This window comes from Parviterribacter multiflagellatus, from assembly GCF_056863265.1.
The window spans coordinates 113,789-137,863 of the sequence record NZ_JBXPIZ010000001.1 but is presented as its reverse complement, the minus strand read 5'-3'; the positions used below and the strand labels follow the sequence as shown (position 1 = coordinate 137,863).

Sequence of the window (24,075 nt, the reverse complement as noted above, 5' to 3'; positions counted from 1 at the left end):
AGGGTGGTCGGCCTCGATACCGTGCGAGGCAGATGGCCGATCCCGCTCTCGTCGTCGGGTACGACGGCTCCCCCTCGTCCCGCGCGGCCGTGCGCTTCGCGGCGCGCCGGGCGGCTGCGGCCGGTGCGCTGCTCGTCGTCGTCGCGGTGCACGAGCTGCCGCCGGGGCACCTCGAGGGAGGCGCGGCGGACGCGTTGATGCGCGAGCACGCGAGCGTCGCTGACAAGGCGCTCGCGGCGCTGAAGGCAGACGTGCCCGCTGAGCTGGAGGGCGTGCGGTGGAGCGCGCTCGCGGTGGGGGCGGCGTCGCCCGCGAAGGGCCTGCTCGAGGTCGCGCACCGCGACGGAGCGGTCGAGATCGTCGTCGGAACGCACGGCCGGGGCCGGGTCGGCGCGCTGCTGGGCAGCGTCGCCCACGACCTCCTGCGGGAGTCGGACGTCCCGATCCTGGCCATCCCGCCGCGCGCGGTCGCGGCACTCGGAGAGGAGACTGCATGAAGGTGCTGATCGCGGGAGGCGGCGTCGCGGGGCTGGAGGCCGCGCTCACCCTGAAGGAGCTGGGCGGCGGTCACGTCGACGTGACGATGCTGGCCCCGGACGAGACGTTCGAGATCCGGGCGCTGTCCGTGCGCGACGCGTTCGGCCGGCAGCAGGCGCCCCGCCACGCGCTCAGCGACCTCGCCAAGGACGCGGGCTTCGCCCTCGTGCCGGGGCGGCTCGCGTCGGTCGACACGGCCGGCAAGTGCGTCACCGCCGACGACGGCCAGACGCACGCGTACGACGCGCTGCTCGTCGCGATCGGCGCGCGGCCCGAGCCGGCGCTCCCCCACGCGGTCACCTTCGCCGGCCCGCAGGACGCGGAGGGCATGCACGGCGTGCTGGAGGACCTCGAGAGCGGCTACGCGAAGCGCATCGCGTTCGTCGCCCCGGCCGGCGCCTCGTGGCCGCTCCCGCTGTACGAGCTGGCGCTGATGACCGCGGAGCGCGCGGCGTCGCTCGGCCTGGGCGACGAGGTCGGCATCACGGTCGTCACGCCGGAGGAGGCGCCGCTCCAGCTGTTCGGCGAGGCCGCCTCGGGCGCGCTGATCGCCCTCCTCGCCGAGCGCAACATCACCGTCGTCACGTCGACCGCGGTCGAGCCCTCGTCGCGCGTCCCGTCGCTCGACCTCGGCGCCGCGCGCGAGACGCTGCCCGTCGACCGCGTCGTCGCGCTGCCCGAGCTGCGCGGGCCCACGGTCGCGGGCCTGCCCGCGGACGACGCGGGCTTCATCCCGGTCGACGAGCAGCAGCGCGTCGTCGGCGTCGACGGCGTGTGGGCCGCGGGCGACGGGACGAACTTCTCGGTCAAGCAGGGCGGCATCGCGTCGCAGCAGGCCGACGTGGCCGGCGCGGCGATCGCGGCCGCCGCGGGGGCGGACGTCGACGTCCAGCCCTTCCGCCCCGTGCTGCGCGGCATCCTGCTCACCGGCGACGGCCAGCGGTGGATGCGCGCGGCGGTCGAGGGCTCCGACACGCCAGAGGTCGGCGAGACGGTCGCCGAGCACGCGCTGTGGTGGCCGCCGACGAAGGTCGCGGGCCACCGCCTCGCGCCGCTGCTGTGGCAGCGCGAGGAGGGCACCGCCGTCCCGACGCCGCCGGCGGACTCGGGCGTCGAGGTGGAGAAGCCGGTCGACCCCGCGCCCCACAAGCCGCGCCGCCGCATCGCGATCAACTCCGCGCCCGAGGGGCACCTCGAGCTGCTCGAACTGGACTGAGCCGCTCAGGCTCGCGCCGCGAGCCAGGGCGTGAGGTGGGTGGCCGCGACCTTGCCCGGCGGCCACCACAGCGGCTCGGCCGACACCTCGTCGGTGCCGGGGAGCGGCGCGCCGCGCGCGTCCAGGTCGACGCGCAGGAACACGGGGTCGCCCGGCGCGTGCAGCCGCGCGCGCAGCGTCAGCGGCGGCGCGTCGGCCGCCGACGGCGCCGGTTCCCCCACCGCGAGGGCGACGATGTCGGCCGCGGCCCGGTCGGCCTGCTGGGCCGCGATGCCGCCCTGCTTGACGGGGAACGCGGTCACGTCGCCGGCCGCCCACACGCCGTCGGCGTCCTCGACACGGCCGTAGGGGTCGACCGGAACGAACCCGCCGAACGTCGCCGGCACGCCCGCGACGCGCAGGCCCGCCAGCGCGGGCAGCGCGATGACCTGGTCGGCGGGGACCCGGTCGCCGTCCGCGAGCCGCAGCGCGCCTCGCTCCACCAGCGCCGGCCGCGAAGCGCGCAGCACCCGCACGTCGTAGGCGTCGAGCAGCTCGGCGATCGCCGCCTCCCCCGCCGGCCCGAAGATCTCCAGCGGTGCGCGCTCGGGCGTCACGACCGTGACGTCCACGCCCGCCGACGCCGCGCCGAGCGCGACCTCGTACGCGGGCAGGCTCCACGTCACGCCCGCGGGCACCGCGAGCGCGAGCCGCTCCACGCCCTGCCACGACGCCGGCGCGCGGCGGAACGTGACCGAGCCGGGCACCGCGACCCGCGCCCGCGCGCCGACGGCCAGCACGAGCGCGTCGTACTCGAGCGTCGCGCCCGACGCCATCCGCAGCCGCCCGACCGCGGGCGCGACCGCCTCCACGACGTCGATCCGCAGCGTCGCCCCGGTGTCGCGGCACAGCGCCTCCAGGTCGAACGCGGGCACGTGGGGACCGACGGTCGCGGCGGGGCGGAACGGCAGGTCGCGGCTCGGCGCGACGAGCGTCAGCGCCAGCCCGACGCCCTCGCCCGCCCGGGCCCGCAGCGCGAGCACGGCTTCGGCGGCGGCGAACCCACCCCCCACGACGACGACACGGAACGGCATGGCACCAGGATCGTCCAGTCGCGCCGCGTGCAGATCCGCCGATCCCCGCCGACCGGCTGCGGCGGACTACGGACCGAGAGTGGGTCCCCATCACGGATTTATAGAAATTCGTGATAGAACTCAGAGGCATGCCGTCCAGCAAGGAGCTGTCTCCGCAGGAGCTCGTCGCCGTCGTGGAGGACTTCAACCGCACCTTCATCCGCCTCGCGCGGGTCGACCGGCTGAGCTTCTCGACGCTCTCGGTCCTGCACACGCTCCGCCACCACGGCCCCAAGCGCCTCGGCGAGCTGACCGCCGAGGAGCAGGTCACCCAGCCGGCGATCTCGCAGATCGTCACGCGCCTGGAGGCCGACGGCCTCGTCGAGCGCGCGCCCGACCCGACGGACGGGCGCGCGGTGGTCGTCCGCATCACCGCCGCCGGCCGCCGGCTGGTCGACCGCCGCCGCGCGGACCGCGTCGCCCATCTGGAGCCGCTGCTCGACGCGCTGGAGCCGGCCGAGCGGCGCGCGCTCGCCGCGGCGCTGCCCGCGTTCGCCCGGCTCGCCACGCTCAGCGCCGCCGCCCACGAAGGCGCCCGCGCATGAGCACCCCGTTCCCCCTCCCCGAGCGCCCGATCCACGTCCCCGACGCGACGCTCGCCGACCTGCGCCGCCGGCTGGAGCAGACGCGCTGGACCGACGACGCCGGCCACGACGACGCCGCGTTCGGCGTCCGCCGCAGCGATCTGCGCGCGCTCGCCGACCACTGGCGCGACGCGTTCGACTGGCGCGCGGCCGAGGCCGAGATCAACCGCTACCCGCACCACCTGGTCGAGGTCGACGGGACGCCCGTCCACCTCATGCGCGTGCCGGCGAAGCGCCCCGGGGCGCCCGCGCTGATCCTGAGCCACGGGTGGCCGTGGACGTTCTGGCACTGGTCGAAGGTCGTGGACGCGCTGGCCGAGGACTTCGAGGTGCTCGTCCCGTCGCTGCCGGGCTTCGGCTTCTCCGCGCCGCTCACCCGCACCGACATGAGCTTCTCCACGATCGCCGACGTGTTCCACCGGCTCATGACGGAGACCCTGGGCCACGACCGCTACTTCGCGGCCGGCTGCGACGTCGGGGCGCTCGTCACCTCGCAGCTCGGCCACGCGCACGCCGACCAGGTCATCGCGATCCACATCGGCTCCGGCATGCCGCTCACGCTGTTCAACGGCGACCGCGCGTGGAACGTCGCGGGCGGGCGCGCGATCCCCGACGACCTCGCCGACGAGGACCGCGCACGGCTGCTGGAGCTGGAGCGGCGGTTCGCGGTCCACCTCGCCGCGCACGTGCTCGCGCCGAGCACGCTCGCGCACGCGCTCACGGACTCGCCGGTCGGCATGCTCTCGTGGGTGCTGGAGCGGTGGACGAGCTGGAGCGACAGCGGCGGCGACGTCACCTCCGTCTTCACACCCGACGAGCTGCTCACCCACGCCACGATCCTCTGGGCGACCGGCACCATCGGCACGTCGATGCGGACGTACGCGAACAACAACCGCCACCCGTGGCGGCCCGCGCACGACCGGCGCCCGCAGGTCGAGGCGCCGACGGGCATCACGTTCGTCGCCCACGAGAACCCGCCGGGCGTCACGACCGAGCAGCGCGTCGCCCACTTCGTCGCCAGCGGCCGCGGGGACTGGTTCAACCACGTCAACCTGACCGCGCACGACCGCGGCGGGCACTTCATCCCGTGGGAGATCCCCGACCTGTGGGTCGCCGACCTGCGCAGGACGTTCGCCGGACGCACCTAGCTCCCTGACGCAGGTGATGTTTCCTGCGCGCCAGGTCCGGTGAACCCGCCTGCAGGACATCGACCACAAGGGGGTTCTCACCGAATGAGGTCCAAGGTGCCGTTCGTCGGGCTGCTGCTGTGCGTGCTGGGTCTGGGTCTGGTCGCCGCTCCCGCGCACGCCAGCGACGCAGGCCTACGCAAGGTCATCAAGCAGCACGAGAAGAAGCTCAAGCCGCTGCTGGAGGAGTTCGAGAAGGCGGGCGAGAGCCTGGAGTCCGGCGGGTCCTTCGCGGACGTCAAGCGCGAGACCGCGGACGTCCGCAAGGGCGTCGCGGCCTACAGGAAGGCCGTGACGAACACCAGCGGCAGCAGCGCCGACGGCAAGAAGGCGCGCACGAAGCTGCTGGCGGCGATCAAGGAGCTGGACCGCGGCTTCGAGGACTTCGAGACCTTCATCGCGGAGGCGCAGGAGGGCGACAAGTCCGGGCTGGAGGCAGCCGAGAAGAAGTTCGAGCGCCGCTTCGAGAAGGCCGAGAAGCTCGAGGACCAGGCGCTGAAGCTGCTGGGCCTCCCTGAGGACGACTAGTGCAGGAGGGACGTCGCACCATGAGGAAGCTGCCGATCGTCGCGCTGCTGCTCGCAGCGCTCGGGTTCGGACTCGTCGCCGCAGGGCCCGCCGAGGCCAGCGACGCCGGCGTCCGCAAGGTCGTCAAGCGCCACCAGGCGCGGGTCGGCCCGCTGGCCGAGACGTTCCGCAAGGCCGACCAGCAGGTCCGGAGCAGCGCCGACATCCCGGCCGCCGCTGAGGCCGCCGGCGCCCTGCGCGAGGGCCTGAGGAAGTACAAGACCGCGCTGACCGACGCCAAGGCGGTCTCGGCCAAGGTCAAGCGCGGCAAGAAGCAGCTGCTCACCGCGATCCGCGAGTTCGACCTCGGGCTCGTCGAGTACCAGGGTCTCGTGGAGATGGCCCAGGGCGGCGCGACCGAGGAGCAGATCAAGGCGTCGCTGGAGACGATCAACAAGCGCATCGCCGCCGCGGCGGAGGACGAGGAGGCCGCGCTGAAGACGCTCGGCTTCCGCATCGTGCGGTAGCCGCGTTACCTCGCAGGTCATGGAGCGGGCGCGGTCGCCCGTCTACCGTCAGCGTCGATGAGCGCGACGAAGACCAAGACCGCCCCGCCCACGGCCGGTGAGCTGCTCCGCGACTGGCGCCGCCGGCGCCGCCTCTCCCAGCTCGACGTCTCGCTCGACGCCGCCGTCTCGGCCCGCCACCTGAGCTTCGTCGAGACCGGCCGCTCCAAGCCGAGCCGGGAGCTCCTCCTCCACCTCGCCGAGTACCTCGAGATCCCGCTGCGGGACCGCAACGCGCTGCTGCTCGCGGGCGGCTACGCGCCCCACTTCACCGAGACGCCGCTGGAGGACGAAGCGATGACCCCCGCCCGCGCCGCGCTCGACAAGATCCTCGCCGGCCACGAGCCGTTCCCCGCCGCCGTCGTCGACCGCAAGTGGGACCTCGTCGCCGCCAACCAGCCGCTGCTCGCGCTGCTGAGCGACGGCGTCGCGCCCGAGCTCCTCGGCCCGCCGGCCAACGCGATCCGCGTCAGCCTCCACCCCGACGGCCTGGCGCCGCGCATCGTCAACTTCGCCGAGTGGAGCGAGCACCTGCTGATGCGCCTCCAGCGCCAGGCGCTCCTGTCGCAGGACCCGGAGATCGCCGAGCTGCACGACGAGCTGAGCGCGCTCCCCAACGTCCAGCAGGCCAAGTCCGCAGCCGTCGACGCGGCCGACATGCTCTACGTCCCGCTGCGCCTGCGCACCACGGAGGGCGTCGAGCTGAGCTTCTTCTCGACGATCGCGACGTTCGGCACCGCGCTCGACATCACGCTGTCCGAGCTGGCGATCGAGAGCTTCTTCCCCGCAGACCCGCACACGGCCGCGGTGCTTCGGGAAGGCGCAACGACGACTGCGGAGAACCACTGATCGGGCGTTAACGATCGCGCCTACCTTGCTCTGGGTGAGCTCACGTGCAGAGGAGAAGGCCCAGGCCAAGGAGGCCCGCCTCGCCGCCGAGCGCGAGGCCGAGCAGGCTGCCGCGCGCAAGAAGCGGCTCGTCACGCTGGGCGGCATCCTCGCCGCCGCGGCCGTCATCGTCGTCGCCGCCGTCCTGATCAGCCAGTCCGGGACCGAGGACCCCCCGCCTGAGGAGGAGCGCGTGGCGCTGCTCGAGGGCATCCCGCAGAGCGGCACCAAGCTCGGCTCGGACAGCGCGCCGGTGGTCGTCGAGGAGTACGCCGACTTCCAGTGCCCGTTCTGCGCGCAGTTCTCGACGACGAACCTGCCGCCGATCATCAGCGACTACGTCAAGCCGGGCGACGTCCAGCTCGACTTCAAGATCATGAGCTTCCTCGGGCCGGACTCGGTCACCGCCGGCGAGTTCGCGGTCGGCGCCCAGAAGCAGAACCGGCTGTGGCAGTTCGCCGAGGCCTTCTACGCCGACCAGGGCGAGGAGAACTCCGGCTACGTCACCGACGAGTTCCTCGAGGACATCGCGGCCAAGAGCGGCGTCGACCACGCCCGGGCGGCCGAGGTCGCCAAGAGCGCCGACGCGGCCAAGGAGCTGGAGGCTGCGTCGACGAGCTTCGCCGAAGCCGGGCTGAAGGGCACGCCGGGCTTCCGCGTCGGCCCGCGCGGCGGCGAGATGAAGACCGTCGACAGCCCGGAGGACCTGCCGCAGGCCATCGCCGACGCCCTCGAAGCGGCCGGCACCAGCTCGTGACCCAGGCGCGCCTCCGCCTCGCCGCCGTCGTGCTCAGCGTGCTGGGCATCGGCGTCGCGGGCTACCTGACGTACGTGCACTACGCGGATCTCGATCCCGTGTGCGTCGGGGGCGGCGGAGGCTGCGCGATCGTCCAGGCGTCGGACCAGTCGAAGCTCGCGGGCATCCCCGTCGCGCTGCTCGGGCTGCTGGGGTACGTCACGCTGCTGGCGTGCGCGCTCCTGTGGTCCGAGCTGACGCGCATGCTCGGCACGCTCACGGCGGTCGTCGGGTTCGGCTTCTCGGTCTACCTCACCTACGAGTCGGTCTTCGAGATCGAGCACACGTGCCAGTGGTGCCTGGCCAGCCTGGCCCTGATGACGCTGTCGGCGATCGTCTGGACGACGCAGGTGCTCAAGGCCTGAAGGCCTGCGGCGCCTCGCCCTCGATCGTCACGGGGATCGCGGCGGCGGGGCTGGCGAGGAACTCGTCGCGCAGCAGGCTGAAGACGTCCACGTCGAGGTACTGCTCGCCGTGGCGGTGGTAGCGGCGGAGCGTCCCCTCGTGGACGAACCCGACCTTCTCCAGCGCGCGGCGGCTGCGGCCGTTGTGGATGTTCGCGTAGGAGCCGAGCCGCTCGCACTGGCAGGCGTCGAACGCGATGCGCGCCAGCAGCGCCTTGGACTCGGCGTTGATGCCGGTGCCCCAGTGCTCCTTGCCGAACCACGAGCCGGTCACCGCGCGCCGGTCGCGACGGCTCGGCTCGGTCAGCGCGGTCACGCCCGTGACGCCGAGCTCGGCATGCTCGACCACGAACTCCAGCCAGGCGCCGCTCTCGCGCGTCTCCTCCCGGCCGGCGATCCACTTCAACGCGTCGTCCGGCGTCTCGTACTGCCAGGAGAACCAGCGGGTCACGTCGGGATCCTGCGCGTGGCGGAAGAGGGCCTCCGCGTCGCGGGGCTCGGGGTAGCGGAGGGTGAGGCTCGGGCCTCGGGCGATCAATGGCACCATCACCACCCATGATCGCGCTCCTGTACGACGTCCACGGGAACCTGCCGGCGCTCGAGGCGGTGCTGGGCGATCTGCCGCCGGTCGACGGGTACGTGATCGGGGGCGACGTGGCGCTGTTCGGGGCGTGGCCCGAGGAGTGCGTCGCGCGCCTTCGCGCGCTCCCGCAGGCGCAGTGGCTGCGCGGGAACGTCGACCGCTGGGCCGCGTTCCCCGACGAGGCGCCGGCCGACGACCCGCCGCGGGGCGCCGTCACGGCCCTCCGCGCGGCCGTCCCCGCGGCCCTCGTCTCCGACCTCGGCGCGCTGCCGTCCTCGATCGCGCTGGAGGACGGCGCGACCCGCTGCTGGCACGCCTCGCCGGTGAGCGATCTGCGCTCGTTCCTGCCCGAGCCCGCCGGCGACGAGGCCGAGCTGCTGGAGGGCGTCGAGGAGCGGCGGCTGATCTTCGGCCACACCCACCTGCCCTTCGCGCGCGTGTCCGCCGTGCGCGGCATCGAGCTCGTGAACCCGGGCTCGGTCGGCATGCCGTTCGACGGCGACCACCGCGCCGCGTACGCCGTGCTCCACGACGACGGACGCATCGAGCACCGCCGCGTCGCCTACGACCACGAGGCGAGCGCGGCAGCGCTGGAGGAGCGCTTCGGCGGCGCGGGCTGGGCGGCGACGGTCGCCGCCCGCATCCGCGCCGCCCGGATGGTCTAGGGCGTCAGGGCCCGAGGACCGGGCGCTCGCGCTGAAGGCGCGGCCCCTCGCCCGAGTCGTCGTCGCCGCCGGACACGACCTCGACGCTCGCGCCGCCGCGCGCCTTCGCGACGTACATCGCCGCGTCCGCGGCCCGGACGAGCTCCTGCGGGTCGGCCTTCGGGTCGGTCGCCAGCGCGACGCCCATCGAGGACGGGACGCCGAGCTTGCGGTGCAGGCGGCGCGCGATCACCCCCGCTTCGGCGACGCCGCTGATGTCCTCGGCGAGGACCACGAACTCGTCGCCCCCGAGCCGCGCCGCGGTGTCGCCGCCGCGCAGCGCGCTGCTCAGGCGCTCGGCCACGTCGACCAGCAGGACGTCCCCGGCCGCGTGCCCCCGCTCGTCGTTGACCTGCTTGAAGTGGTCGAGGTCGAGGAACATCACGGCCAGGCACGACTGCGTGCGGCCGAGCCGGCTGAGCGCCTGACGTAGTCGGTCGTAGAAGAGCGTGCGGTTCGGCAGGCCGGTGAGCCCGTCGTGGAGCGCGCGGCGGGCGAGCGCCCGCTCCCGCCGGCCACGCTCGACGCTGTGGCGCAGCGCGCGGGCGAGGGGGCGACCGCCGATGCCCTTGACGAGGTAGTCCTGCGCGCCCTCCCCCACGACCGCGGCGGCCAGGGCGTCGTCGTCGTGCCCGCTGAGGACCACGACCGGGACGCCGAGCGCGGCGGTGCGGATCCGGGAGAGCGTGTCGAGGCCGTCGGCCTCCGGCAGGCCGAGGTCGAGCAGGATCACGTCGGGGGCCTCCACGTGGGCGACGCCGAGCAGCAGCTCGAGCGCCTCCGTCAGCGAGGCGGCGTGCAGCACCTCGAACTCGCCGGGGGCCGCGTCGCCGAGCTGGGCGGCGACGAGGTGGGCGTGTCCGGCGCTGTCCTCCACGACGAGCACCTTCATGCCCGTCGATCCTGCCCAGACCTCCCCACGGTCACCGCCGCGTTGGACAGGTGTTGGACGCCTGGCAGCGACAGGATGTCCGCTCAGAGCGGTCGAAGCCTCGCGCCGCCCTCCCCCGTACGCTTCCGCGCGTGTCCGAGGACGTGGGGATCGAGGTCGTGCTGACGGTCGGGGAGCTCGACGCGACGGTGGTCGCGCTGCGCGAGTTCCTCCACGTCGCGAACGCGGTGCAGGTGCAGGCGGTCGTCGACATGGGCGAGGACGCGTCGCCCGTGCTCGTGTCGTGCGGCCGGCTGGAGCCGATCGAGGTCGTCTACCCGGGGCCGCCGGAGCGGACGGTCCACCTGCCGCACGCGACGCCGCTCGACGCGCCGGCGCCCGAGGGGCTCGAGCCCGTCCCGCCGCTGCCGCCGTTCGAGGTCTCCGCGCTCTCCGCGACGCTGACCGGCCCGCTCGGCGGCGTCGACGCGATCGCCCGCGCCGTCACGCGGCTGGCGGAGATCCTCCCCGGCCGCTCAGTCGCGATGGCCTTCTACCCGACCGACGACCCCGACCTGCCGCTGGGGCTCGCCGCGCGCGCGGGCGAGGGGGTCGTGCTCACGCTCGGCGAAGAGCAGTTCGAGCTGCCGGCCGCGTAGGGTCTGCGCGCCATGGATCTCGGCCTGCTCGCCACCCTCGGCCTCTGGTCGCTCGCGCTCGGCGCGGTCTCCGGCTGGCTCGTCACCGCGTCGATCGACCGGCCGGCGCTGCTCGCGCGCGTGCGGATCAAGCACCCCGGCCGCCTGCGGCAGATCCACCTGGACTGGGTGATGATGGGGCTGATCCTCATCGCGGTCGAGCTGGCGGTGCCGGACCGGCCGGGCTGGATCACGGCGCTCGTCGCGTTCGGGACGATCGTCAACCCGCTGCTCTTCCTCCCGCTCGCGTTCGACGCGGGAGCCTCGAAGCGGCTCTGGTACCGCGCGGTCACCGCGGTGTCGTTCGTCGCGATGAGCGTCGGGCTGCCCGCGGTCGCGGCCTACGCGACCTTCTGAGCACAGCGAAAGCGGCGGGCGCCTGGGCGCGCCCGCCGCTCGCTCTCGCGCGATGGCCCTGCGGCCTGGGGGGCTAGACCGCCACCGCTGCGGCTTCGACGTTCTTCATCGCCTCGCTGTCCTTCGTGCGGATCGCGAACGTCGCGACCAGCACGCCGAGCGCGGCGAACCCGGCCCCGACGAGGAACGCGTCGGCGAACCCGTCCGTGAGGACGGTCGGGTCGGCGGTCTCAGCGGGCATCCCGGAGAACGCGACGCTGGAGAGGATCGCCACGCCGAGCGCGCCGCCGACCTGCTGCGAGGTGTTGATGAGGCCGGAGGCGAGACCCGCCTCGTGCGGCTTCGTGCCCGCGACCGCGCCGATCGTGACCGGCACGAACGAGAACCCGAGGCCGGCGCCCGCGATGATCGACGGGAACAGGACGTCGCCGACGTACGAGCCGCCCGGCGAGACCTGCGCGAACCACACCAGGCCGATCGTCACGAGCGCGAGCCCGAAGATCAGCACCGGCTTGAAGCCGAGCTTGGTCACGAGCTGCGACGCGATGCCGGCCGAGACGATGATCGTCAGCGCCAGCGGCAGGTACGCGAGCCCCGCCTCCAGCGCGTCCATCCCGAGCACGCGCTGCATGTAGAGCGAGATGAAGAAGAACATCGAGAACAGCGCCATGCCGATGAGCAGGCCGACGACGTTGGACGCGCTGAGCGTCCGCAGGCGGAACGTCCCGAGCGGCATCAGCGGCGCCTTCGTGCGGGCCTCGATGGCCACGAACGCGGCGAGCAGGAGCACGGCGACGCTGAGCAGCACGACGGTCTGGGTCGAGCCCCAGCCGGCGTCGACCGCGTCGACCACGCCGTAGACGAGGATCGCGAGGCCGGCCGTGACGGTGACGGCGCCGGCGAGGTCGAACGACCGGTGCGCGCTGTCGTTGCGCGACTCGGCGACCCAGCGCGGGACGAGGAACGCCACCACGAGGCCGATCGGCACGTTGACGAACAGCACCCACTCCCAGCTCAGCCACTCGGTGAGCACGCCGCCGAGCAGCACGCCGACCGCGCCGCCGGAGCCAGCGACCGCACCCCAGATCCCGAGCGCCTTGTTGCGCTCGGCGCCCTCGGAGAACATCGTCGTCACGAGCGACAGCGCCGCCGGGGACATGAGCGCGGCGCCCAGGCCCTGCACGGCGCGGGCGACGACGAGCTGGATGTCGTCGGTCGCGAGACCACCCGCGAGCGATGCGAGCGAGAACAGCGCGAGGCCGATCATCAGCACGCGGCGACGACCGAGCAGGTCGGCCATCCGGCCGCCGAGCAGCAGGAAGCCGCCGAAGAACAGGGTGTACGCGTTGATGACCCAGGACAGGTCGTCCTGGGAGAACTGCAGGTCGGCGCCGATCGACGGCAGCGCGACGTTGACGATCGACGCGTCGAGGACGACGACGAACTGCGCCATGGCGAGCAGGGCGAAGGCCCACCACTTGCGGCTTTCGAGTGTGGATTGATCAGCCATGAAGCAGGCTCCTGGAAGATGTGAAGGACAAGTGACTAAGATGAAGCGGAGTTCCGGTTCCGCGACGTACTGTAACGGAAGCGGAGTTCCGGTTCCACCCACTACCTGCCAAAATCTGTCCTGATGTCTGCTGAGCCCACCGCCCCGCCCACGCCCGCCGCGTGCAAGCCCCTCCGGGCGGACGCCCGGCGCAACCGCGAGAAGATCGTGGAGGCCGCCAAGAGCGCCTTCGCGGAGCTCGGGCTCGACGCGCAGATGGACGACGTCGCCAAGCGCGCCGGCGTCGGCGTCGGCACGCTGTACCGCCACTTCCCCACCAAGGACGCGCTGGTGCGCGCGCTCATCGAGAGCAAGATGGAGCGCATGGCGGTGCGCGGCCGCGAGGCGCTCGCGGACGACAGCTACGCGGATCCGTGGGAGCGCTTTGCGACCTACGCGCGCGCCTGCGCCTACGACCAGATCGACGACCGCGGCCTCGCGCAGGTCACGTCGACCCAGCCGGCCTCCAGCTTCGCCGACGCGGCGCAGGCCGCGGGCCTGCGGGACATCGTCGAGGACCTGCTCGCGCCGGCCCGCGAGGCGAAGATCGCCCGCGCCGACGCGCAGATGGAGGACATCCCGCTGATCATGTGCGGCATGGGCGCGGTCCTCCAGAGCTTCGGCGAGGACCACGCGCGCCGCTACATCGAGATCGCCCTCGACGGCCTCCGCAACACCTCCGCGCCCCCGCTGCCGGCCGGCGCGCCGCTCCCCACCGCCGCCGACGCGTAGCCCGCGCCGCGTCGGCGTGTCGCCCGCCGGTGAGCGCCGGGCGAGCTGGTCCCGCGGGGGCCTCGGGGCCGACGGACGACCGACGGTTCCTGACATCTCGCGCCGCGTCGGACGTCGAGATGTCGCTGAGCGTCGGTCTGCGGCGCAGGAGCGCGATGACCGCGACCTGCTCGCCGCTCACCGTGCGGCGAGCGTTGCGTCGACGCGCGCGACGGACCAGTGCGGCCGCTTGCACCCGCCGCGCGGCGCAGGCGCCGCAAGCACGCGGCCGCGGCGACCGGGTGGCCGGGCGACCGTGTGGGCCGTGGGCGAACCCACGCGCGCCCCTCACCCCGGCGCGCTAGGCGCGGTCCTCTGGGCAGTCGAGCCGGTCGCGCTTCTGCACCACCGCCACGGTCTGCTCCTGCGTGGCGGCTGCAGCGCGCGTCGCGGCGGCGCCGTCGTCGGGGACACCGGCGGTGGTGGTCGCGTGGAAGCCCGCGATGGAGCCCGCGAAGGTGACGATCGAGGCGAGCAGGGCGAGGCGCAGGCGCATCAGGGGAACCTCCCGGTTCGTCGCAGCGACGTGATGAGACCCGCCAGCAGGAGCACCAGCCCGCCGGCGGCGAAGGCGGCCGTCACCTCGCGCTTCTCCTCCTCGTTACCCAAGCGCGAGCCCAACCGCTCGTAGATGGCGGACAGCTCCTCGGCGTCCGCGACGTCGAACGCGCGGCCGCCCGAGATGCGGGCGACCTGGCGCATCGCCTCGCGGTCCGGCGGGACGGGGATCACACCCCCGCCGATCGACACGACGCCCTCGTCGGTGCCGAGCGCGACCGTCCAGATCGGGATGCCGAGCCGCCGCGCCTCCTGCGCGACGGGGAGCGGGTCGCGGCCCGCGGTCGTCTTGCCGTCGGCCAGCAGGACGATCGCCGCGGGCGGCCGGCCGGCCCCGCCCGCGCCGTCCTCGCGGATCTGCTGGAGCGCCTCCGCGAGCCCGTCGCCCGTGGCGGTGCCCGGCCCGGTCCGCAGCGACTCGATCGCGCCGCGCAGCGCGTCGCGGTCCCGCGACGGCGTCGAGAGGCGCTGCGGCGACTGGTCGAACGCGACGAGCCCGACGCGCAGCTCGTCCGGCACCTCGTCGACGAAGCTCAGCGCGGCCTCCCGCGCGGCGCTCAGCCGGTCGGGCGAGACGTCGCGCGCGGCCATCGACGCGCTCACGTCCGTCACGAGCATCACCGTGGCGCGCTCACGCGGGACGGCGACGGTCGTCTGCGGCCGCGCCACCGCGACGACGAGCGCCGCGAGCGCAAGCAGCGCTGCGGCGGCGGGGACGTGGCGGGCCCAGCGATCGGAGGCGGGGATCACCGAGGCCAGCACGTCGAGGTTGGTGAAGCGCGCCGCGAAGCGCCTGCGCCGCCGCTGCGCGGCGACGTAGGCGAGCGCCGCGAGCGGCACCGCCAGCAGCCCGAGGAGGGCCAGCGGCGTCTCGAAGCTCAACCCTGGGGCCTCCCCCGGGTCGGGCGGGCGTTGGATCCCAGGAACTTCGCGAGCGGCCGCAGCCAGTCGCCCTGCGTGGAGAGCACGACGTGGTCGACGCCGCTGCAGCGCAGGTCGCGGGCCAGCTCCGCCCGCTCGGCCGCCGCCGCCTCGGCGAACCGCTCGCGGAGCTTGGCACTGCGCGTGTCGACGCGCAGCTGGCGGCCCGTCTCCGGATCCGAGAGCACGAGCTCGCCGACGTCGGGGAGCGACTCCTCGCGCGGGTCCCGCACCTCCAGCGCCATCACGCCGTGCCGGTGCGCGAGACCGCCGATCGGCTTGAGCCAGTCCCGCGGGCCGCGGAAGTCCGACACGACGACGATGAGCGACCGCGAGCGGGCCAGGCCACCCGCGCGGCGCAGCGCGTCGGCGAGGTCGGAGCGCGGGCCGTGCTCCCCGGCGGCCCCGTCCGCCTCGACGGGTTGATCGCTGCCGGGGTGCAGCTCGGGGGCGGCGAACTGCTTGGCGGCCTCGATCGCCCCGTGCAGGCCGGCGCGGCCCTGGCGCGGCGGCAGCACACGCGGCGACGGCCCGCCGAACGTCATGACGCCGAGCCGGTTCCCCCGCCGCGTCGCCAGCCGCCCGACGGCGTTGGCGACGCCCTCGGCGACGTCGACCTTCAGCCGGTCGGCGGTGCCGAACGCCATCGACGGCGAGAGGTCGAGCAGCAACCACGTGGTGACGCTGCGCTCGGCGACGTGGACGCGGACGTGCGGCTCGCCGGTGCGCGCGGTCGCGTTCCAGTCCAGCTGGCGGACGTCGTCGCCCGGCCGGTACGCGCGCACCTGCGCCAGCTCCGTCCCGACGCCGACCGCGGGGGTCGGCTGGTCTCCGGGCAGCAGGCCCTCCAGGCGGCGCCGGACGGTGAGGTCCAGACCGCGCAGGACGGCGTCGGGGATCGGGCCGGTGCGGGAGGTGTCGGACGGCGACATGCGCTGCGGCTAGTAGCCCTGCTGCCCGCGGGAGATCTCGATGTGCGGCATCTCGACCGACTCGAGCACCTCGTCGAGCACGTTCTCCGCGGTGACGCCGTCGGCCAGCGCCTCGTAGGTGAGCACGATGCGGTGGCGGAGCACGTCCCGCGCGAGGTCGCGCACGTCGACCGGCAGCGCGTACGAGCGCCCGCGCAGCAGCGCCAGCGCGCGGCCGGCGTGCACGAGGTTGATCGAGCCACGCGGCGAGGAGCCGAACTCGACGTACGGCGACGGCTGGCGCGTGGCGGTCACGAGCGCGACGGCGTAGTCGACGACGGCACGGTCGACGTAGACCTCCTTGGAGGCCTTCTGGTGCGTCTCCAGGTCGAGCAGCGAGAGCTTGCGCTCCACCGCCGCGATGTCGGTGAGGGAGCGGGCGACGACCGCGGACTCCTCGCGCTCGGTCGGGTAGTCGACGACGAGCTTGAACATGAACCGGTCGACCTGCGCCTCGGGCAGCGGGTACGTGCCCTCGGACTCGATCGGGTTCTGCGTCGCGAGGACGAGGAACGGCTTGGGGACCGGGTGGGTCTTGTTGCCGATCGTGACCTGGCGCTCCTGCATGACCTCCAGCAGCGCCGACTGGACCTTCGCGGGCGCGCGGTTGATCTCGTCGGCGAGGAGGAAGTTCGCGAAGACCGGCCCGAGCTCGGTGTCGAACTGGCCGGTGTCGGGACGCAGGACGCGCGTGCCGACGAGGTCGGACGGGACGAGGTCCGGCGTGAACTGGATGCGGTTGAACGTGCCGCCGAGCACGTCGGCGACGGTCTTGATCGTCAGCGTCTTGGCGAGGCCGGGGACGCCCTCGAGCAGGACGTGACCTCCGGCCAGCAGCGCCACGAGCACACGCTCGAGCATCGCCTCCTGGCCGACGATCACCCGCTTGATCTCGAACAGGGCGTCCTCGAGGTCGCCACGCACGTCCTCGGGAGCTCCCACGGCGTGCAGTCTGGCGGGATTCGTGCTCATCGGGGCTCTCCTACCCGACGACGGACCTGGAGGAAGGAGTTCATGGTGTGACACTGTGCGCCGAACCGGTGAAGCAGGCCTTAAGCGCCGCTGGCGTTGGGGTAAGACTTCGGGGATGCACCTGCTCGCCGCCGCCGTCGCCACCGCGGCCCTGCTGCCCCAGCCGGCGCCGGCGCTGCCCGAGCTGCCGTCCAAGGCGGTCGGCAAGCCGCACGACGGGCGGCTCGTGCACGGCGTGCAGCTGCCCGAGGAGGGCCAGGCGTTCTTCACGTGGGACTGGGGCACGGACACGGCGCCCAACCGGGGCTGGCGCCGGTGGGGCACGACGCGCACGGTGACGACGACGCTCACCGTGCTCGCGGAGTTCCGCGCGGCGCACCCAGACGCGCCGCGCGTCGGCGTCGCGGACCTGTCGCGGCCGCAGGGCGGGACGTTCGACCGCCGCTTCGGCGGCCTCGGCCACGCCTCCCACCAGAACGGCCGCGACGTCGACATCGCCTACCCGCGCAAGGACGGCCGCGAGAAGCCACCGATCCGCGCGGCGCAGATCGACCGCGCGCTGGCGCAGGACCTCCTCGACCGCTTCGTCCGCGCGGGCGCGACCGCCGTCTTCATCGGGCCCGAGACCGGCCTGAAGCGCAAGCGCCGGCTCGTGCAGTGGCTGTCGCACCACGACGACCACATGCACGTGCGCTTCCCGCCGTAGGGACGCGCCGTAGAGTGACGTCATGGCCGCAGCAGACGTCGCAGATCCGGAAGTCCAGCAGGTCGCGTGGAACCTCGACCCGCTCGTCGACGGCGAGGGGGACGCGGGTGTGGAGCGCCAGCTCGCCGAGGCCCACGAGCGGGCCGCGCAGTTCGCCGCGCAGCACGCGGGGAAGGTCGCCCAGCTCGACGGGCCGGGGCTGGAGGCCGCGATGCGCGAGCTCGCGGAGATCTCGGAGCTGATCGGCCGCGCGGGCTCGTACGCGCAGCTGCGGTTCAGCGTCGACACGCAGTCGCCGGAGAACGGCGCGCTCATCGCGAAGGTCACCGAGCAGGCGACCGGCATCGAGACGCAGCTCGTGTTCTTCGAGCTCGAGTGGGCGGGCCTGGACGACGCGAAGGCCGACGAGCTCCTCCGGCACCCCGGGCTCGACTTCGCCGCGCACTACCTGCGCAACGCGCGCCGCTACCGCCCGCACCTGCTCACCGAGCCTGAGGAGAAGCTCCTCGCCGAGAAGTCGCAGACCGGCTCGGGCGCGTGGAGCCGCCTCTTCGCGGAGCTGCTCGCGCAGGTGAAGGTCGGCGACGAGTCGCTGGAGATCGCGCTCTCCAAGCTCATGTCGCCCGACCGCGAGGTCCGCAAGCAGACCGCGCAGGGCATCACGGACGCGCTCGCGCCCGGACTGCGCACCCGCGCGTTCATCGTCAACACGCTCGCGCTCGACAAGGCCGTCGACGACCGGCTGCGCAAGTACCCGTCGTGGATCAGCGCGCGCAACCTCTCCAACGAGGCGTCGGACGAGTCGGTCGAGGCGCTCGTCACCGCGGTGCAGAACCGCTACGACCTGCCGCAGCGCTGGTACAAGCTCAAGGCCAAGCTGCTCGGCATCGACAAGCTCGCCGACTACGACCGCATGGCCGCGCTCTCGCAGGCCGACGAGCGGATCACGTGGCCCGAGGCGCGCGACATGGTGCGCGACGTCTACGGCGAGTTCAGCGGCGAGCTGGGCGACGTCGTCCAGGGCTTCTTCGACGGCAACTACATCGACGCGCCGGTCCGCGAGGGCAAGCGCGGCGGGGCGTTCTGCGCCTACACCGTCCCCAGCCAGCACCCGTACGTGATGCTCAACTGGACGTCGCGCCGGCGCGACGTGCTGACGCTCGCGCACGAGCTGGGCCACGGCGTCCACGCCGCCCTCGCGCGGCCGCAGGGGGTCTTCCAGCAGGGCACGCCGCTCACCCTCGCCGAGACCGCGTCGGTCTTCGGGGAGGAGCTGACGTTCGGCCGCCTGCTGGCCGAGACGCCCGACCCCGAGCAGCGCCTCGCGCTCCTGGCCGAGTCGATCGAGGGCCAGATCGCGACCGTCTTCCGGCAGATCGCGATGAACCGCTACGAGCACGCCCTGCACACCGCGCGGCGCGAGGAGGGCGAGCTCTCCGTCGAGCGCATCAACGAGATCTGGCGCACGTCGCAGGAGGACATGCTCGGCGACAGCGTCGAGATCTCCGAGGGCTACGGGACGTGGTGGAGCTACGTCCCCCACTTCATCAACACGCCCGGCTACGTCTACGCGTACGCGTACGGCCAGCTGCTCGCGCTGAGCGTCTACCGCCGGTACGAGGAGGAGGGCGCGTCGTTCGTCCCGGCCTACCTCGACATGCTCCGCGCGGGCGGCTCCAAGCCGCCGGAGGAGCTGGGCAAGATCGTCGGCGTCGACCTCGCGGATCCGGGCTTCTGGGACGCCGGGCTCGACCTCGTGGCGCGCCAGCTGGCCGCCGCGGAGGACGCCGCGCGCGAGGCGCGCGGCGTCTCGATCTAGCTACTCCCCGGACGCGGGAGCGTTCAGGGCCGCCGCGCCCAGCGCCGTCGCCGCGACGGCGGGCGCGGCGAGCAGGACCGTGGTCGGCGTCGAGAGGTAGCCGGCCTTGCCGCCGGCGAGCGCTGCACCGGTGTCGGCGACGTCGCACAGCAGGCCCGCGCGCAGCCACTGCTTGCGGGCCTCGCCAGTGCTCTGGAGCGTCCCGATCGCCAGCGCGATGTCGCGGATGCCGAACAGGCGCGCGAGGTACGGCGCCTGCGGGTTCGCTGCGGCAGGGATGCCGAACAGCTTGCCCGCGAAGTTCGGGAAGGCGTACGACAGCACGCCCACGATCAGGCGGAGGACGGCGAGGTTCTTGGCCGACTGGTCTGCGCTCATGGCGCGAATCTACTCGTCCAGGGCCACGGCGGGCTTCGGCGTCTCGCGCCGGATCGTCCCGGCGACGGACGCGGCGATGATCGCGGCGGCCCCGATCACGATCGGCGTCAGCTCCTCGTCGACGAAGATCGCGCCGAGCGCGATGGCCACGACCGGGTTGACGTACGCGTAGGTGGCCGTCTGCGAGATCGGCGCGTTCGCCAGCAGCCAGACGTACGCGGTGTACGCGATCAGCGAGCCGGCGACCACGAGGTAGGCGAACGCGGCGATCGACTCGGCGCTGAACTGCGACGGGTGGACTTCGCTCCCCTCCCCCGCGAGCAGCCCGACGAGCGCCATCGCGCTCCCGCCGATCACCATCTGCCAGGCGTTGGAGCGCAGCGGGCTGCGCGGCATGGCCAGGAGGCGGCCGGAAGCGAACGAGCCGGCCGCCCACGAGAACGCGGCGGCGACGAGGATCAGGATGCCGCCGATCGTCGCGCCCTCCGGCCGGTCGTGCGGGAGCAGGAGGAGCGCCACGCCCGCGAACCCGGCGACGACCCAGATGAGCGTCGAAGCCGACGCGTGGTCGCCGCTCATCCAGCGGAACGCGTAGACCCACAGCGGCACGGTCGCCACCACGAGCGCCGCGACGCCGGACGGCGTGCCGAGGTCCTCCGACACCGCGACGAGCCCGTTGCCTCCGAGCAGCAGCGCGCAGCCGACGAGGGCGCAGCCGAGCAGCTCGCGCCGCGTCACGCGCATCGCCTCCCACCCGCCGCGCGCGACGAGGAAGGCGCTCAGCAGCAGGCCGGCCGTGACGAAGCGCAGGCCGCTGCCGAGCAGCGCGGGGATCGTCTCGACGAGGTAGCGGATGGCCAGGTAGGTCGATCCCCACACCAGGTAGACCGTCCACAGCGCGAGCCAGATCTTCACCGACCGACTGTGCCACGGGCGGGCGCGGCTGGGAAATACGGATCGCTGATTGAGGCCATCACGGTGGCTTGCCTCTCGACCCACCAGAATCCGCGGGATGGACGCGTCCCTCAAGCGGCTGCTCGTGCTGGTGAGCGCGATCGTGCTCGTGGACGTGTGCTTCTTCTCGGCGATCACGCCGCTGCTGCCCTGGTACCGCGACGAGCTGGGGCTGAGCAAGTCCGAGACCGGCCTGCTGTCGGCGGCCTACGCGGTCGGCACGCTCGCGGCGTCGATCCCGGCCGGCTGGCTGGCGACGCGGTGGGGCGCGCGGCCGACGCTGCTGCTCGCCCTCGTGCTGCTCGGCCTGGCGTGCGTCGCGTTCGGGTTCGGCAACAGCTACGAGGTGCTCGTCGGCGCGCGGCTGCTGCAGGGCATCGGCGGCGCCGGCTCGTGGGCCGCGGGGCTGGCGTGGCTGATCTCGGTCGCGCCGCGCGAGCGCCGCGGGCAGATGATCGGGACCGCGCTGGGGAGCGCGGTCGCGGGCGCGATCGGCGGGCCGATCCTCGGCGCGGTGGCCGAGACCACCTCGCCCGAGCTCGTCTTCTCGACCGTCGCGGTGGTCGCGATCGTGCTCGCCGCCGCGGTGGTCGCCACCCCGCACGAGGGCACGGCCGAGACGTCGCAGGCGCTCGCGGGCGCGCTGCGGTCGCGGCGGCTCCTGGCGGGCATCTGGCTCACCGCCCTGCCCGCGCTCTTCTTCGGCGCGTTCAACGTGCTGACCGCGCTGCGCCTCGACGACGTCGGCGTCGGAGCGGTGGGGGTCGCGGCGATCTTCCTCGTCGCCGCGGCGGTCGAGGCCGCGCTGGCGCCGATCGTCGGCAAGCGCGCCGATCGTGAGGGCGAGCTGCGGCTCCTCCGCGCCGGCGTGGTCGGTGTCGTGATCGCGTGCGTCGTGTTCCCGCTCCCCCAGACCGCGTGGCTGATCGGCGGCGTCGCGGTGGCGGCGGCGATCGCGGCGGGGCTCTGCTTCACGCCCGCGATGGCGCTGCTGTCTGTCGCGGCGGAGGGCGAGGGGCTCGCGCAAGGCGTCGCGTTCGGGCTGATGAACCTCGCGTGGGCCGGCGGCCAGATCGGCGGCTCGGCGGGCGGCGCCGGGCTGGCGGACGCGACGACGGACGCGGTCCCGTTCGTCGTGCTCGGAGTGCTGGCGGTGGTGACGCTCGTCGTCGTGCTCCGCCCACGGGTAGTCTCCGGCCATGGCTGACGATCGCGCCATCCAGCAGCACATCGAGGATCTCGTGGCCGAGGAGCACCGGCTGCTCGAGTCGCACGGCGCCGACCGGCTGAACGCGTCCGAGCACGCCCGTCTGCGCGACGTGCAGGTGCAGCTCGACCAGGCGTGGGACCTGCTGCGCCAGCGCCGCGCGCGCCGCTCGGCCGGGCTCGACCCGGACGGGGCGTCGGAGCGCGACGCCGACGTGGTCGAGAACTACGAGGGCTGAGCCCATGGCACACACGCGCGGTGACGGGCCGCGCACGCTGACGCTCTACGGCGACTACCAGTGCCCGCACACGCGGACGGCGTACCGGATCGTGCAGTCGCTGGAGTCCGACGGGGTGCCGTTCGTCCTCGAGTGGCGGCACCTGCCGATCGCCGAGGCGCACGAGCACGCGCTGGCCGCCGCCGTCGCGGCGGAGGCGGCGCACGACCAGGGGAAGTTCTGGCTCATGCACGACCTGCTGCTGGCGGGGCAGGACGCGCTGACGAAGGCGGATCTGCGCTCGAAGGCCGGCGTCATCGGGCTCGACCTGGAGCGCTTCAACGCGGAGTTCGCCTCCGACGACCAGCTCGCGCGCGTCACCGCCGACGTGCGCGCCGGGTTGGAGGCCGGCGCGACCGGGACGCCGTCGCTCTTCGTCGACGGCACCCAGCTCGCGTCGTACGAGCCCGAGCTGCTGCGGCTCGCGCTCACGCGCTGAGCCGCGCCGCGGACGTGGGCACCCCGGACGCCGGCGGGGCAATGCCGGCGCCCGGGGGATGCCCTTCTCCCTCTACGCCCGCTTCTTCGGGGCGCAGGTCTTGAAGCGGCGGGTCTGCGTGATCGTGCCCGCCGAGGTCGTGACCGTGATCCGCACGGTGAACGTGCCCTTCGGCCTCTTGCGCAGGTCGACGACCGCGCGGCCCTTCTTGCCGATCGTCACGCGCAGCGCCTTGCCGCCGAGCGTCGCGGTCGCCGAGGTCACCGCGTGGCCCTTCGACGGGAGCGTGATCGTGAAGCGGCGGCGGCTGACGCAGCTGCGCGAGGCGACGACCGTCGTGCGCGGGGTCACCTGCGGCGCGGGCTGCGGCTGGGGCTGGGGCGTCGGCGGCTGCTCGCTCCGCGGCTCCTCGTGCTTCGGCTCCTCCTTGGGCTCGTCGTCCTTCGGCTCCTCCGGCTGCTCGGGCTCCTGGGGCTCCTGGGGCTCCTCCGGCGCGTCGACGATCGGCTGCCAGTCGGGCTGCAGGCCGGCGATGCCGTCCGCGGGCGTGTCGTGGCCGATCGGGATGGCGGGCGTCGCGTCGTGCGCGGGGTTCGCGGTCCACAGGCGCGTGCCCGCCACGTCCGCCCACGCGCGGGTCGAGCGCCACACGATCCGCGTGCCGTCCGGCGACCACGCCGGGTCGGTGTCGATCACGGCCCCGTCGGGCTGGAAGGCCGTGGCGGCGCCGTTGATCGTGTGGACGTAGATCTCGCCGCCGGCGCCGTCGTCGCGGACGTACGCGAGCTTCGTCCCGTCGGGGGACCAGTCCGGCGTGCGCTCGTCGTCGCCGTGGCGGGAGACCGGGAACGCGCCGCCGTCGCCGTCGCCGGTCGCGGGCATGACGAACACGTTCTCGTTGCTCGACTGCTCCCGGCGGATGAACGCGATCTCGTCCTTGTCTGACCACGCGGGGTCGCTGTCGACGCCCGGGCCGGGCGTGAGGAGGACGGGGTCGGCGGTGGAAGCCGGGTCGGAGGAGCGGACCCAGATGTCGCCGGCGGCCTCGAACGCGATCTTGGTCCCGTCGGGCGACCACGTCGGGTTCTCCCCGTGCTCGTCCAGCGACACGTCGACGCCGGTCGCCGGGTCGAGCAGCCGCAGCTCGGGTGTCCCCTCGCCGCCGAGCTGGTAGGCGATCGTGCGCCCGTCCGGCGACCACGACGGGTGCCCGGCGATCCCCGTGAGCTCCGGCGTGACGTCGCGGACGTCCGTCCCGTCGGCGTCGGCGACGTGGAGGTGGTAGGTGCCTTCACCGACGTGCTTGACGAACGCGACCTGGCCGTTGTCGCCGGGGTACGCGGCCTGCGCGGCGGGAGTCAGGGCCGCACCCGCGCCGCAGGCCACGGTCAGCGCGAGGAGGGAGGCTGGGGTCTTCGGGAGCATGCGCCGCACTCTCGCCGCGCGGCCCCGGCATGGCATCGGGGATGCGCCGGGAGCGCAACCCCGACGTCCCCGGTCGCTCCCCCGGGATGACCTCTGCCGCCTTTGGGTTCACCACGAA

Annotated in this window: 29 protein-coding genes; 18 read left to right on the top strand and 11 right to left on the bottom strand. The window is 73.8% G+C overall.

The genetic code is table 11. The features are described from left to right. Nucleotides 1-32: 32 nt before the first annotated feature. Nucleotides 33-497, top strand: coding sequence for a universal stress protein (locus tag AC1UE5_RS00665; RefSeq protein WP_482920129.1), 465 nt, complete (start codon nucleotides 33-35; stop codon nucleotides 495-497). Further along, nucleotides 494-1,753: an NAD(P)/FAD-dependent oxidoreductase gene (locus AC1UE5_RS00660; RefSeq protein ID WP_482920128.1), complete on the top strand. Its 1,260-nt coding sequence runs from the start codon at nucleotides 494-496 to the stop codon at nucleotides 1,751-1,753. The genes AC1UE5_RS00665 and AC1UE5_RS00660 overlap by 4 nt, the downstream gene beginning before the upstream one ends. Nucleotides 1,754-1,758: 5 nt before the next feature. On the opposite strand, the gene AC1UE5_RS00655 is transcribed toward AC1UE5_RS00660, so the two are convergent. Beyond that, nucleotides 1,759-2,826, bottom strand: coding sequence for an FAD-dependent oxidoreductase (locus AC1UE5_RS00655; RefSeq protein ID WP_482920127.1), 1,068 nt, complete (start codon nucleotides 2,824-2,826; stop codon nucleotides 1,759-1,761). A 128-nt stretch (nucleotides 2,827-2,954) separates the two neighbouring features. Here AC1UE5_RS00655 and AC1UE5_RS00650 point away from each other — a divergent pair, with 128 nt between their 5' ends. The 7 genes from AC1UE5_RS00650 to AC1UE5_RS00620 all read left to right on the top strand — a co-directional run bounded on the left by AC1UE5_RS00650 (nucleotide 2,955) and on the right by AC1UE5_RS00620 (nucleotide 7,758). Next, nucleotides 2,955-3,410, top strand: coding sequence for a MarR family winged helix-turn-helix transcriptional regulator (locus AC1UE5_RS00650; RefSeq protein ID WP_482920126.1), 456 nt, complete (start codon nucleotides 2,955-2,957; stop codon nucleotides 3,408-3,410). After that, the gene (locus AC1UE5_RS00645) at nucleotides 3,407-4,597 is read left to right on the top strand and encodes an epoxide hydrolase family protein (protein ID WP_482920125.1); all 1,191 of its coding nucleotides are present in this window, start codon (nucleotides 3,407-3,409) and stop codon (nucleotides 4,595-4,597) included. The genes AC1UE5_RS00650 and AC1UE5_RS00645 overlap by 4 nt, the downstream gene beginning before the upstream one ends. A gap of 84 nt (nucleotides 4,598-4,681) precedes the next feature. After that, nucleotides 4,682-5,164: a hypothetical protein gene (locus tag AC1UE5_RS00640; protein ID WP_482920124.1), complete on the top strand. Its 483-nt coding sequence runs from the start codon at nucleotides 4,682-4,684 to the stop codon at nucleotides 5,162-5,164. 20 nt (nucleotides 5,165-5,184) lie between these two features. Then, nucleotides 5,185-5,670: a hypothetical protein gene (locus AC1UE5_RS00635; protein ID WP_482920123.1), complete on the top strand. Its 486-nt coding sequence runs from the start codon at nucleotides 5,185-5,187 to the stop codon at nucleotides 5,668-5,670. 57 nt (nucleotides 5,671-5,727) lie between these two features. Further along, a complete protein-coding gene (locus AC1UE5_RS00630; protein WP_482920122.1) occupies nucleotides 5,728-6,558 on the top strand; it encodes an MmyB family transcriptional regulator in 831 nt (276 codons plus the stop codon). Between the two features lie 34 nt (nucleotides 6,559-6,592). Continuing rightward, entirely contained in the window at nucleotides 6,593-7,354 is a 762-nt protein-coding gene (locus AC1UE5_RS00625) for a DsbA family protein (RefSeq protein WP_482920121.1), read from the top strand. Further along, nucleotides 7,351-7,758 carry a vitamin K epoxide reductase family protein gene (locus AC1UE5_RS00620; RefSeq protein WP_482920120.1) on the top strand — a complete coding sequence of 136 codons (408 nt, stop codon included), beginning with the start codon at nucleotides 7,351-7,353 and terminating at the stop codon, nucleotides 7,756-7,758. The genes AC1UE5_RS00625 and AC1UE5_RS00620 overlap by 4 nt, the downstream gene beginning before the upstream one ends. Here AC1UE5_RS00620 and AC1UE5_RS00615 read toward each other — a convergent pair. Next, nucleotides 7,748-8,344, bottom strand: a complete 597-nt coding sequence (locus AC1UE5_RS00615; RefSeq protein WP_482920119.1) for a GNAT family N-acetyltransferase — start codon at nucleotides 8,342-8,344, stop codon at nucleotides 7,748-7,750. The genes AC1UE5_RS00620 and AC1UE5_RS00615 overlap by 11 nt on opposite strands. 8 nt (nucleotides 8,345-8,352) lie before the next feature. On the opposite strand from AC1UE5_RS00615, the gene AC1UE5_RS00610 reads away from it, so the two are divergent. After that, complete coding sequence (locus AC1UE5_RS00610; RefSeq protein ID WP_482920118.1) at nucleotides 8,353-9,045, top strand: metallophosphoesterase family protein; 693 nt, start codon at nucleotides 8,353-8,355, stop codon at nucleotides 9,043-9,045. Nucleotides 9,046-9,049: 4 nt separating this feature from the next. Here AC1UE5_RS00610 and AC1UE5_RS00605 read toward each other — a convergent pair whose 3' ends face one another. Further along, nucleotides 9,050-9,976: a diguanylate cyclase domain-containing protein gene (locus AC1UE5_RS00605; protein ID WP_482920117.1), complete on the bottom strand. Its 927-nt coding sequence runs from the start codon at nucleotides 9,974-9,976 to the stop codon at nucleotides 9,050-9,052. A gap of 131 nt (nucleotides 9,977-10,107) precedes the next feature. On the opposite strand from AC1UE5_RS00605, the gene AC1UE5_RS00600 reads away from it, so the two are divergent. Beyond that, nucleotides 10,108-10,614, top strand: a complete 507-nt coding sequence (locus AC1UE5_RS00600) for a hypothetical protein (protein WP_482920116.1) — start codon at nucleotides 10,108-10,110, stop codon at nucleotides 10,612-10,614. Nucleotides 10,615-10,626: 12 nt separating this feature from the next. Beyond that, nucleotides 10,627-11,010, top strand: coding sequence for a hypothetical protein (locus AC1UE5_RS00595; RefSeq protein ID WP_482920115.1), 384 nt, complete (start codon nucleotides 10,627-10,629; stop codon nucleotides 11,008-11,010). A 73-nt stretch (nucleotides 11,011-11,083) separates the two neighbouring features. Here the strand turns inward: AC1UE5_RS00595 and AC1UE5_RS00590 are convergent, their stop codons facing one another. After that, nucleotides 11,084-12,463 (bottom strand): MFS transporter, encoded by a 1,380-nt coding sequence (locus AC1UE5_RS00590; RefSeq protein ID WP_482920676.1) that lies wholly within the window; start codon nucleotides 12,461-12,463, stop codon nucleotides 11,084-11,086. Between the two features lie 180 nt (nucleotides 12,464-12,643). Between AC1UE5_RS00590 and AC1UE5_RS00585 the strand changes: the two genes are divergently transcribed. Further along, nucleotides 12,644-13,291, top strand: coding sequence for a TetR/AcrR family transcriptional regulator (locus AC1UE5_RS00585; RefSeq protein ID WP_482920114.1), 648 nt, complete (start codon nucleotides 12,644-12,646; stop codon nucleotides 13,289-13,291). A gap of 340 nt (nucleotides 13,292-13,631) precedes the next feature. On the opposite strand, the gene AC1UE5_RS00580 is transcribed toward AC1UE5_RS00585, so the two are convergent. From AC1UE5_RS00580 to AC1UE5_RS00565, 4 genes are read right to left on the bottom strand one after another with little or no spacing between them, the layout of a single operon-like run. Further along, on the bottom strand, nucleotides 13,632-13,826 hold the full coding sequence (locus tag AC1UE5_RS00580) for a hypothetical protein (protein WP_482920113.1): 195 nt from the start codon (nucleotides 13,824-13,826) through the stop codon (nucleotides 13,632-13,634). Beyond that, nucleotides 13,826-14,770, bottom strand: a complete 945-nt coding sequence (locus AC1UE5_RS00575; protein WP_482920112.1) for a VWA domain-containing protein — start codon at nucleotides 14,768-14,770, stop codon at nucleotides 13,826-13,828. The genes AC1UE5_RS00580 and AC1UE5_RS00575 overlap by 1 nt, the downstream gene beginning before the upstream one ends. Further along, nucleotides 14,767-15,741: a DUF58 domain-containing protein gene (locus AC1UE5_RS00570; protein WP_482920111.1), complete on the bottom strand. Its 975-nt coding sequence runs from the start codon at nucleotides 15,739-15,741 to the stop codon at nucleotides 14,767-14,769. Before AC1UE5_RS00570 ends, AC1UE5_RS00575 begins: the two co-directional genes overlap by 4 nt. A 9-nt stretch (nucleotides 15,742-15,750) precedes the next feature. Continuing rightward, nucleotides 15,751-16,752 carry an AAA family ATPase gene (locus AC1UE5_RS00565; protein ID WP_482920110.1) on the bottom strand — a complete coding sequence of 334 codons (1,002 nt, stop codon included), beginning with the start codon at nucleotides 16,750-16,752 and terminating at the stop codon, nucleotides 15,751-15,753. Nucleotides 16,753-16,867: 115 nt separating this feature from the next. Here AC1UE5_RS00565 and AC1UE5_RS00560 point away from each other — a divergent pair, with 115 nt between their 5' ends. Both AC1UE5_RS00560 and AC1UE5_RS00555 read left to right on the top strand, forming a co-directional pair. After that, the gene (locus tag AC1UE5_RS00560) at nucleotides 16,868-17,458 is read left to right on the top strand and encodes a penicillin-insensitive murein endopeptidase (RefSeq protein WP_482920109.1); all 591 of its coding nucleotides are present in this window, start codon (nucleotides 16,868-16,870) and stop codon (nucleotides 17,456-17,458) included. A gap of 22 nt (nucleotides 17,459-17,480) precedes the next feature. Next, on the top strand, nucleotides 17,481-19,277 hold the full coding sequence (locus AC1UE5_RS00555; protein WP_482920108.1) for a M3 family oligoendopeptidase: 1,797 nt from the start codon (nucleotides 17,481-17,483) through the stop codon (nucleotides 19,275-19,277). On the opposite strand, the gene AC1UE5_RS00550 is transcribed toward AC1UE5_RS00555, so the two are convergent. Together AC1UE5_RS00550 and AC1UE5_RS00545 are read right to left on the bottom strand one after the other, a co-directional pair. Then, nucleotides 19,278-19,655, bottom strand: coding sequence for a hypothetical protein (locus AC1UE5_RS00550; protein ID WP_482920107.1), 378 nt, complete (start codon nucleotides 19,653-19,655; stop codon nucleotides 19,278-19,280). It abuts the gene before it with no gap. A 9-nt stretch (nucleotides 19,656-19,664) separates the two neighbouring features. Next, nucleotides 19,665-20,570 (bottom strand): EamA family transporter, encoded by a 906-nt coding sequence (locus AC1UE5_RS00545; RefSeq protein ID WP_482920106.1) that lies wholly within the window; start codon nucleotides 20,568-20,570, stop codon nucleotides 19,665-19,667. Between the two features lie 97 nt (nucleotides 20,571-20,667). Between AC1UE5_RS00545 and AC1UE5_RS00540 the strand changes: the two genes are divergently transcribed. The 3 genes from AC1UE5_RS00540 to AC1UE5_RS00530 are packed head-to-tail and all read left to right on the top strand — an operon-like array spanning nucleotide 20,668 to nucleotide 22,532. After that, nucleotides 20,668-21,816 (top strand): MFS transporter, encoded by a 1,149-nt coding sequence (locus tag AC1UE5_RS00540; protein ID WP_482920105.1) that lies wholly within the window; start codon nucleotides 20,668-20,670, stop codon nucleotides 21,814-21,816. Continuing rightward, nucleotides 21,809-22,054, top strand: a complete 246-nt coding sequence (locus AC1UE5_RS00535; protein ID WP_482920104.1) for a DUF2630 family protein — start codon at nucleotides 21,809-21,811, stop codon at nucleotides 22,052-22,054. The genes AC1UE5_RS00540 and AC1UE5_RS00535 overlap by 8 nt, the downstream gene beginning before the upstream one ends. A 4-nt stretch (nucleotides 22,055-22,058) precedes the next feature. Next, complete coding sequence (locus tag AC1UE5_RS00530) at nucleotides 22,059-22,532, top strand: DsbA family protein (RefSeq protein ID WP_482920103.1); 474 nt, start codon at nucleotides 22,059-22,061, stop codon at nucleotides 22,530-22,532. 72 nt (nucleotides 22,533-22,604) lie between these two features. Here AC1UE5_RS00530 and AC1UE5_RS00525 read toward each other — a convergent pair whose 3' ends face one another. Beyond that, nucleotides 22,605-23,957 (bottom strand): beta-propeller domain-containing protein, encoded by a 1,353-nt coding sequence (locus AC1UE5_RS00525; RefSeq protein WP_482920102.1) that lies wholly within the window; start codon nucleotides 23,955-23,957, stop codon nucleotides 22,605-22,607. Nucleotides 23,958-24,075 lie beyond the last annotated feature (118 nt).

Bases quoted from the DNA above. Each gene is read 5' to 3' on its own strand.
- AC1UE5_RS00550 (WP_482920107.1), bottom strand. From the start codon at position 19,655: ATGAGCGCAGACCAGTCGGCCAAGAACCTCGCCGTCCTCCGCCTGATC.
- AC1UE5_RS00610 (WP_482920118.1), top strand. From the start codon at position 8,353: ATGATCGCGCTCCTGTACGACGTCCACGGGAACCTGCCGGCGCTCGAG.
- AC1UE5_RS00660 (WP_482920128.1), top strand. From the start codon at position 494: ATGAAGGTGCTGATCGCGGGAGGCGGCGTCGCGGGGCTGGAGGCCGCG.
- AC1UE5_RS00580 (WP_482920113.1), bottom strand. From the start codon at position 13,826: ATGCGCCTGCGCCTCGCCCTGCTCGCCTCGATCGTCACCTTCGCGGGC.
- AC1UE5_RS00565 (WP_482920110.1), bottom strand. From the start codon at position 16,752: ATGAGCACGAATCCCGCCAGACTGCACGCCGTGGGAGCTCCCGAGGAC.
- AC1UE5_RS00630 (WP_482920122.1), top strand. From the start codon at position 5,728: ATGAGCGCGACGAAGACCAAGACCGCCCCGCCCACGGCCGGTGAGCTG.
- AC1UE5_RS00560 (WP_482920109.1), top strand. From the start codon at position 16,868: ATGCACCTGCTCGCCGCCGCCGTCGCCACCGCGGCCCTGCTGCCCCAG.
- AC1UE5_RS00535 (WP_482920104.1), top strand. From the start codon at position 21,809: ATGGCTGACGATCGCGCCATCCAGCAGCACATCGAGGATCTCGTGGCC.
- AC1UE5_RS00615 (WP_482920119.1), bottom strand. From the start codon at position 8,344: ATGGTGCCATTGATCGCCCGAGGCCCGAGCCTCACCCTCCGCTACCCC.
- AC1UE5_RS00665 (WP_482920129.1), top strand. From the start codon at position 33: ATGGCCGATCCCGCTCTCGTCGTCGGGTACGACGGCTCCCCCTCGTCC.
- AC1UE5_RS00525 (WP_482920102.1), bottom strand. From the start codon at position 23,957: ATGCTCCCGAAGACCCCAGCCTCCCTCCTCGCGCTGACCGTGGCCTGC.
- AC1UE5_RS00590 (WP_482920676.1), bottom strand. From the start codon at position 12,463: ATGGCGCAGTTCGTCGTCGTCCTCGACGCGTCGATCGTCAACGTCGCG.
- AC1UE5_RS00605 (WP_482920117.1), bottom strand. From the start codon at position 9,976: ATGAAGGTGCTCGTCGTGGAGGACAGCGCCGGACACGCCCACCTCGTC.
- AC1UE5_RS00645 (WP_482920125.1), top strand. From the start codon at position 3,407: ATGAGCACCCCGTTCCCCCTCCCCGAGCGCCCGATCCACGTCCCCGAC.
- AC1UE5_RS00540 (WP_482920105.1), top strand. From the start codon at position 20,668: ATGGACGCGTCCCTCAAGCGGCTGCTCGTGCTGGTGAGCGCGATCGTG.
- AC1UE5_RS00530 (WP_482920103.1), top strand. From the start codon at position 22,059: ATGGCACACACGCGCGGTGACGGGCCGCGCACGCTGACGCTCTACGGC.
- AC1UE5_RS00640 (WP_482920124.1), top strand. From the start codon at position 4,682: ATGAGGTCCAAGGTGCCGTTCGTCGGGCTGCTGCTGTGCGTGCTGGGT.
- AC1UE5_RS00655 (WP_482920127.1), bottom strand. From the start codon at position 2,826: ATGCCGTTCCGTGTCGTCGTCGTGGGGGGTGGGTTCGCCGCCGCCGAA.
- AC1UE5_RS00585 (WP_482920114.1), top strand. From the start codon at position 12,644: ATGTCTGCTGAGCCCACCGCCCCGCCCACGCCCGCCGCGTGCAAGCCC.
- AC1UE5_RS00555 (WP_482920108.1), top strand. From the start codon at position 17,481: ATGGCCGCAGCAGACGTCGCAGATCCGGAAGTCCAGCAGGTCGCGTGG.
- AC1UE5_RS00635 (WP_482920123.1), top strand. From the start codon at position 5,185: ATGAGGAAGCTGCCGATCGTCGCGCTGCTGCTCGCAGCGCTCGGGTTC.
- AC1UE5_RS00570 (WP_482920111.1), bottom strand. From the start codon at position 15,741: ATGTCGCCGTCCGACACCTCCCGCACCGGCCCGATCCCCGACGCCGTC.
- AC1UE5_RS00595 (WP_482920115.1), top strand. From the start codon at position 10,627: ATGGATCTCGGCCTGCTCGCCACCCTCGGCCTCTGGTCGCTCGCGCTC.
- AC1UE5_RS00650 (WP_482920126.1), top strand. From the start codon at position 2,955: ATGCCGTCCAGCAAGGAGCTGTCTCCGCAGGAGCTCGTCGCCGTCGTG.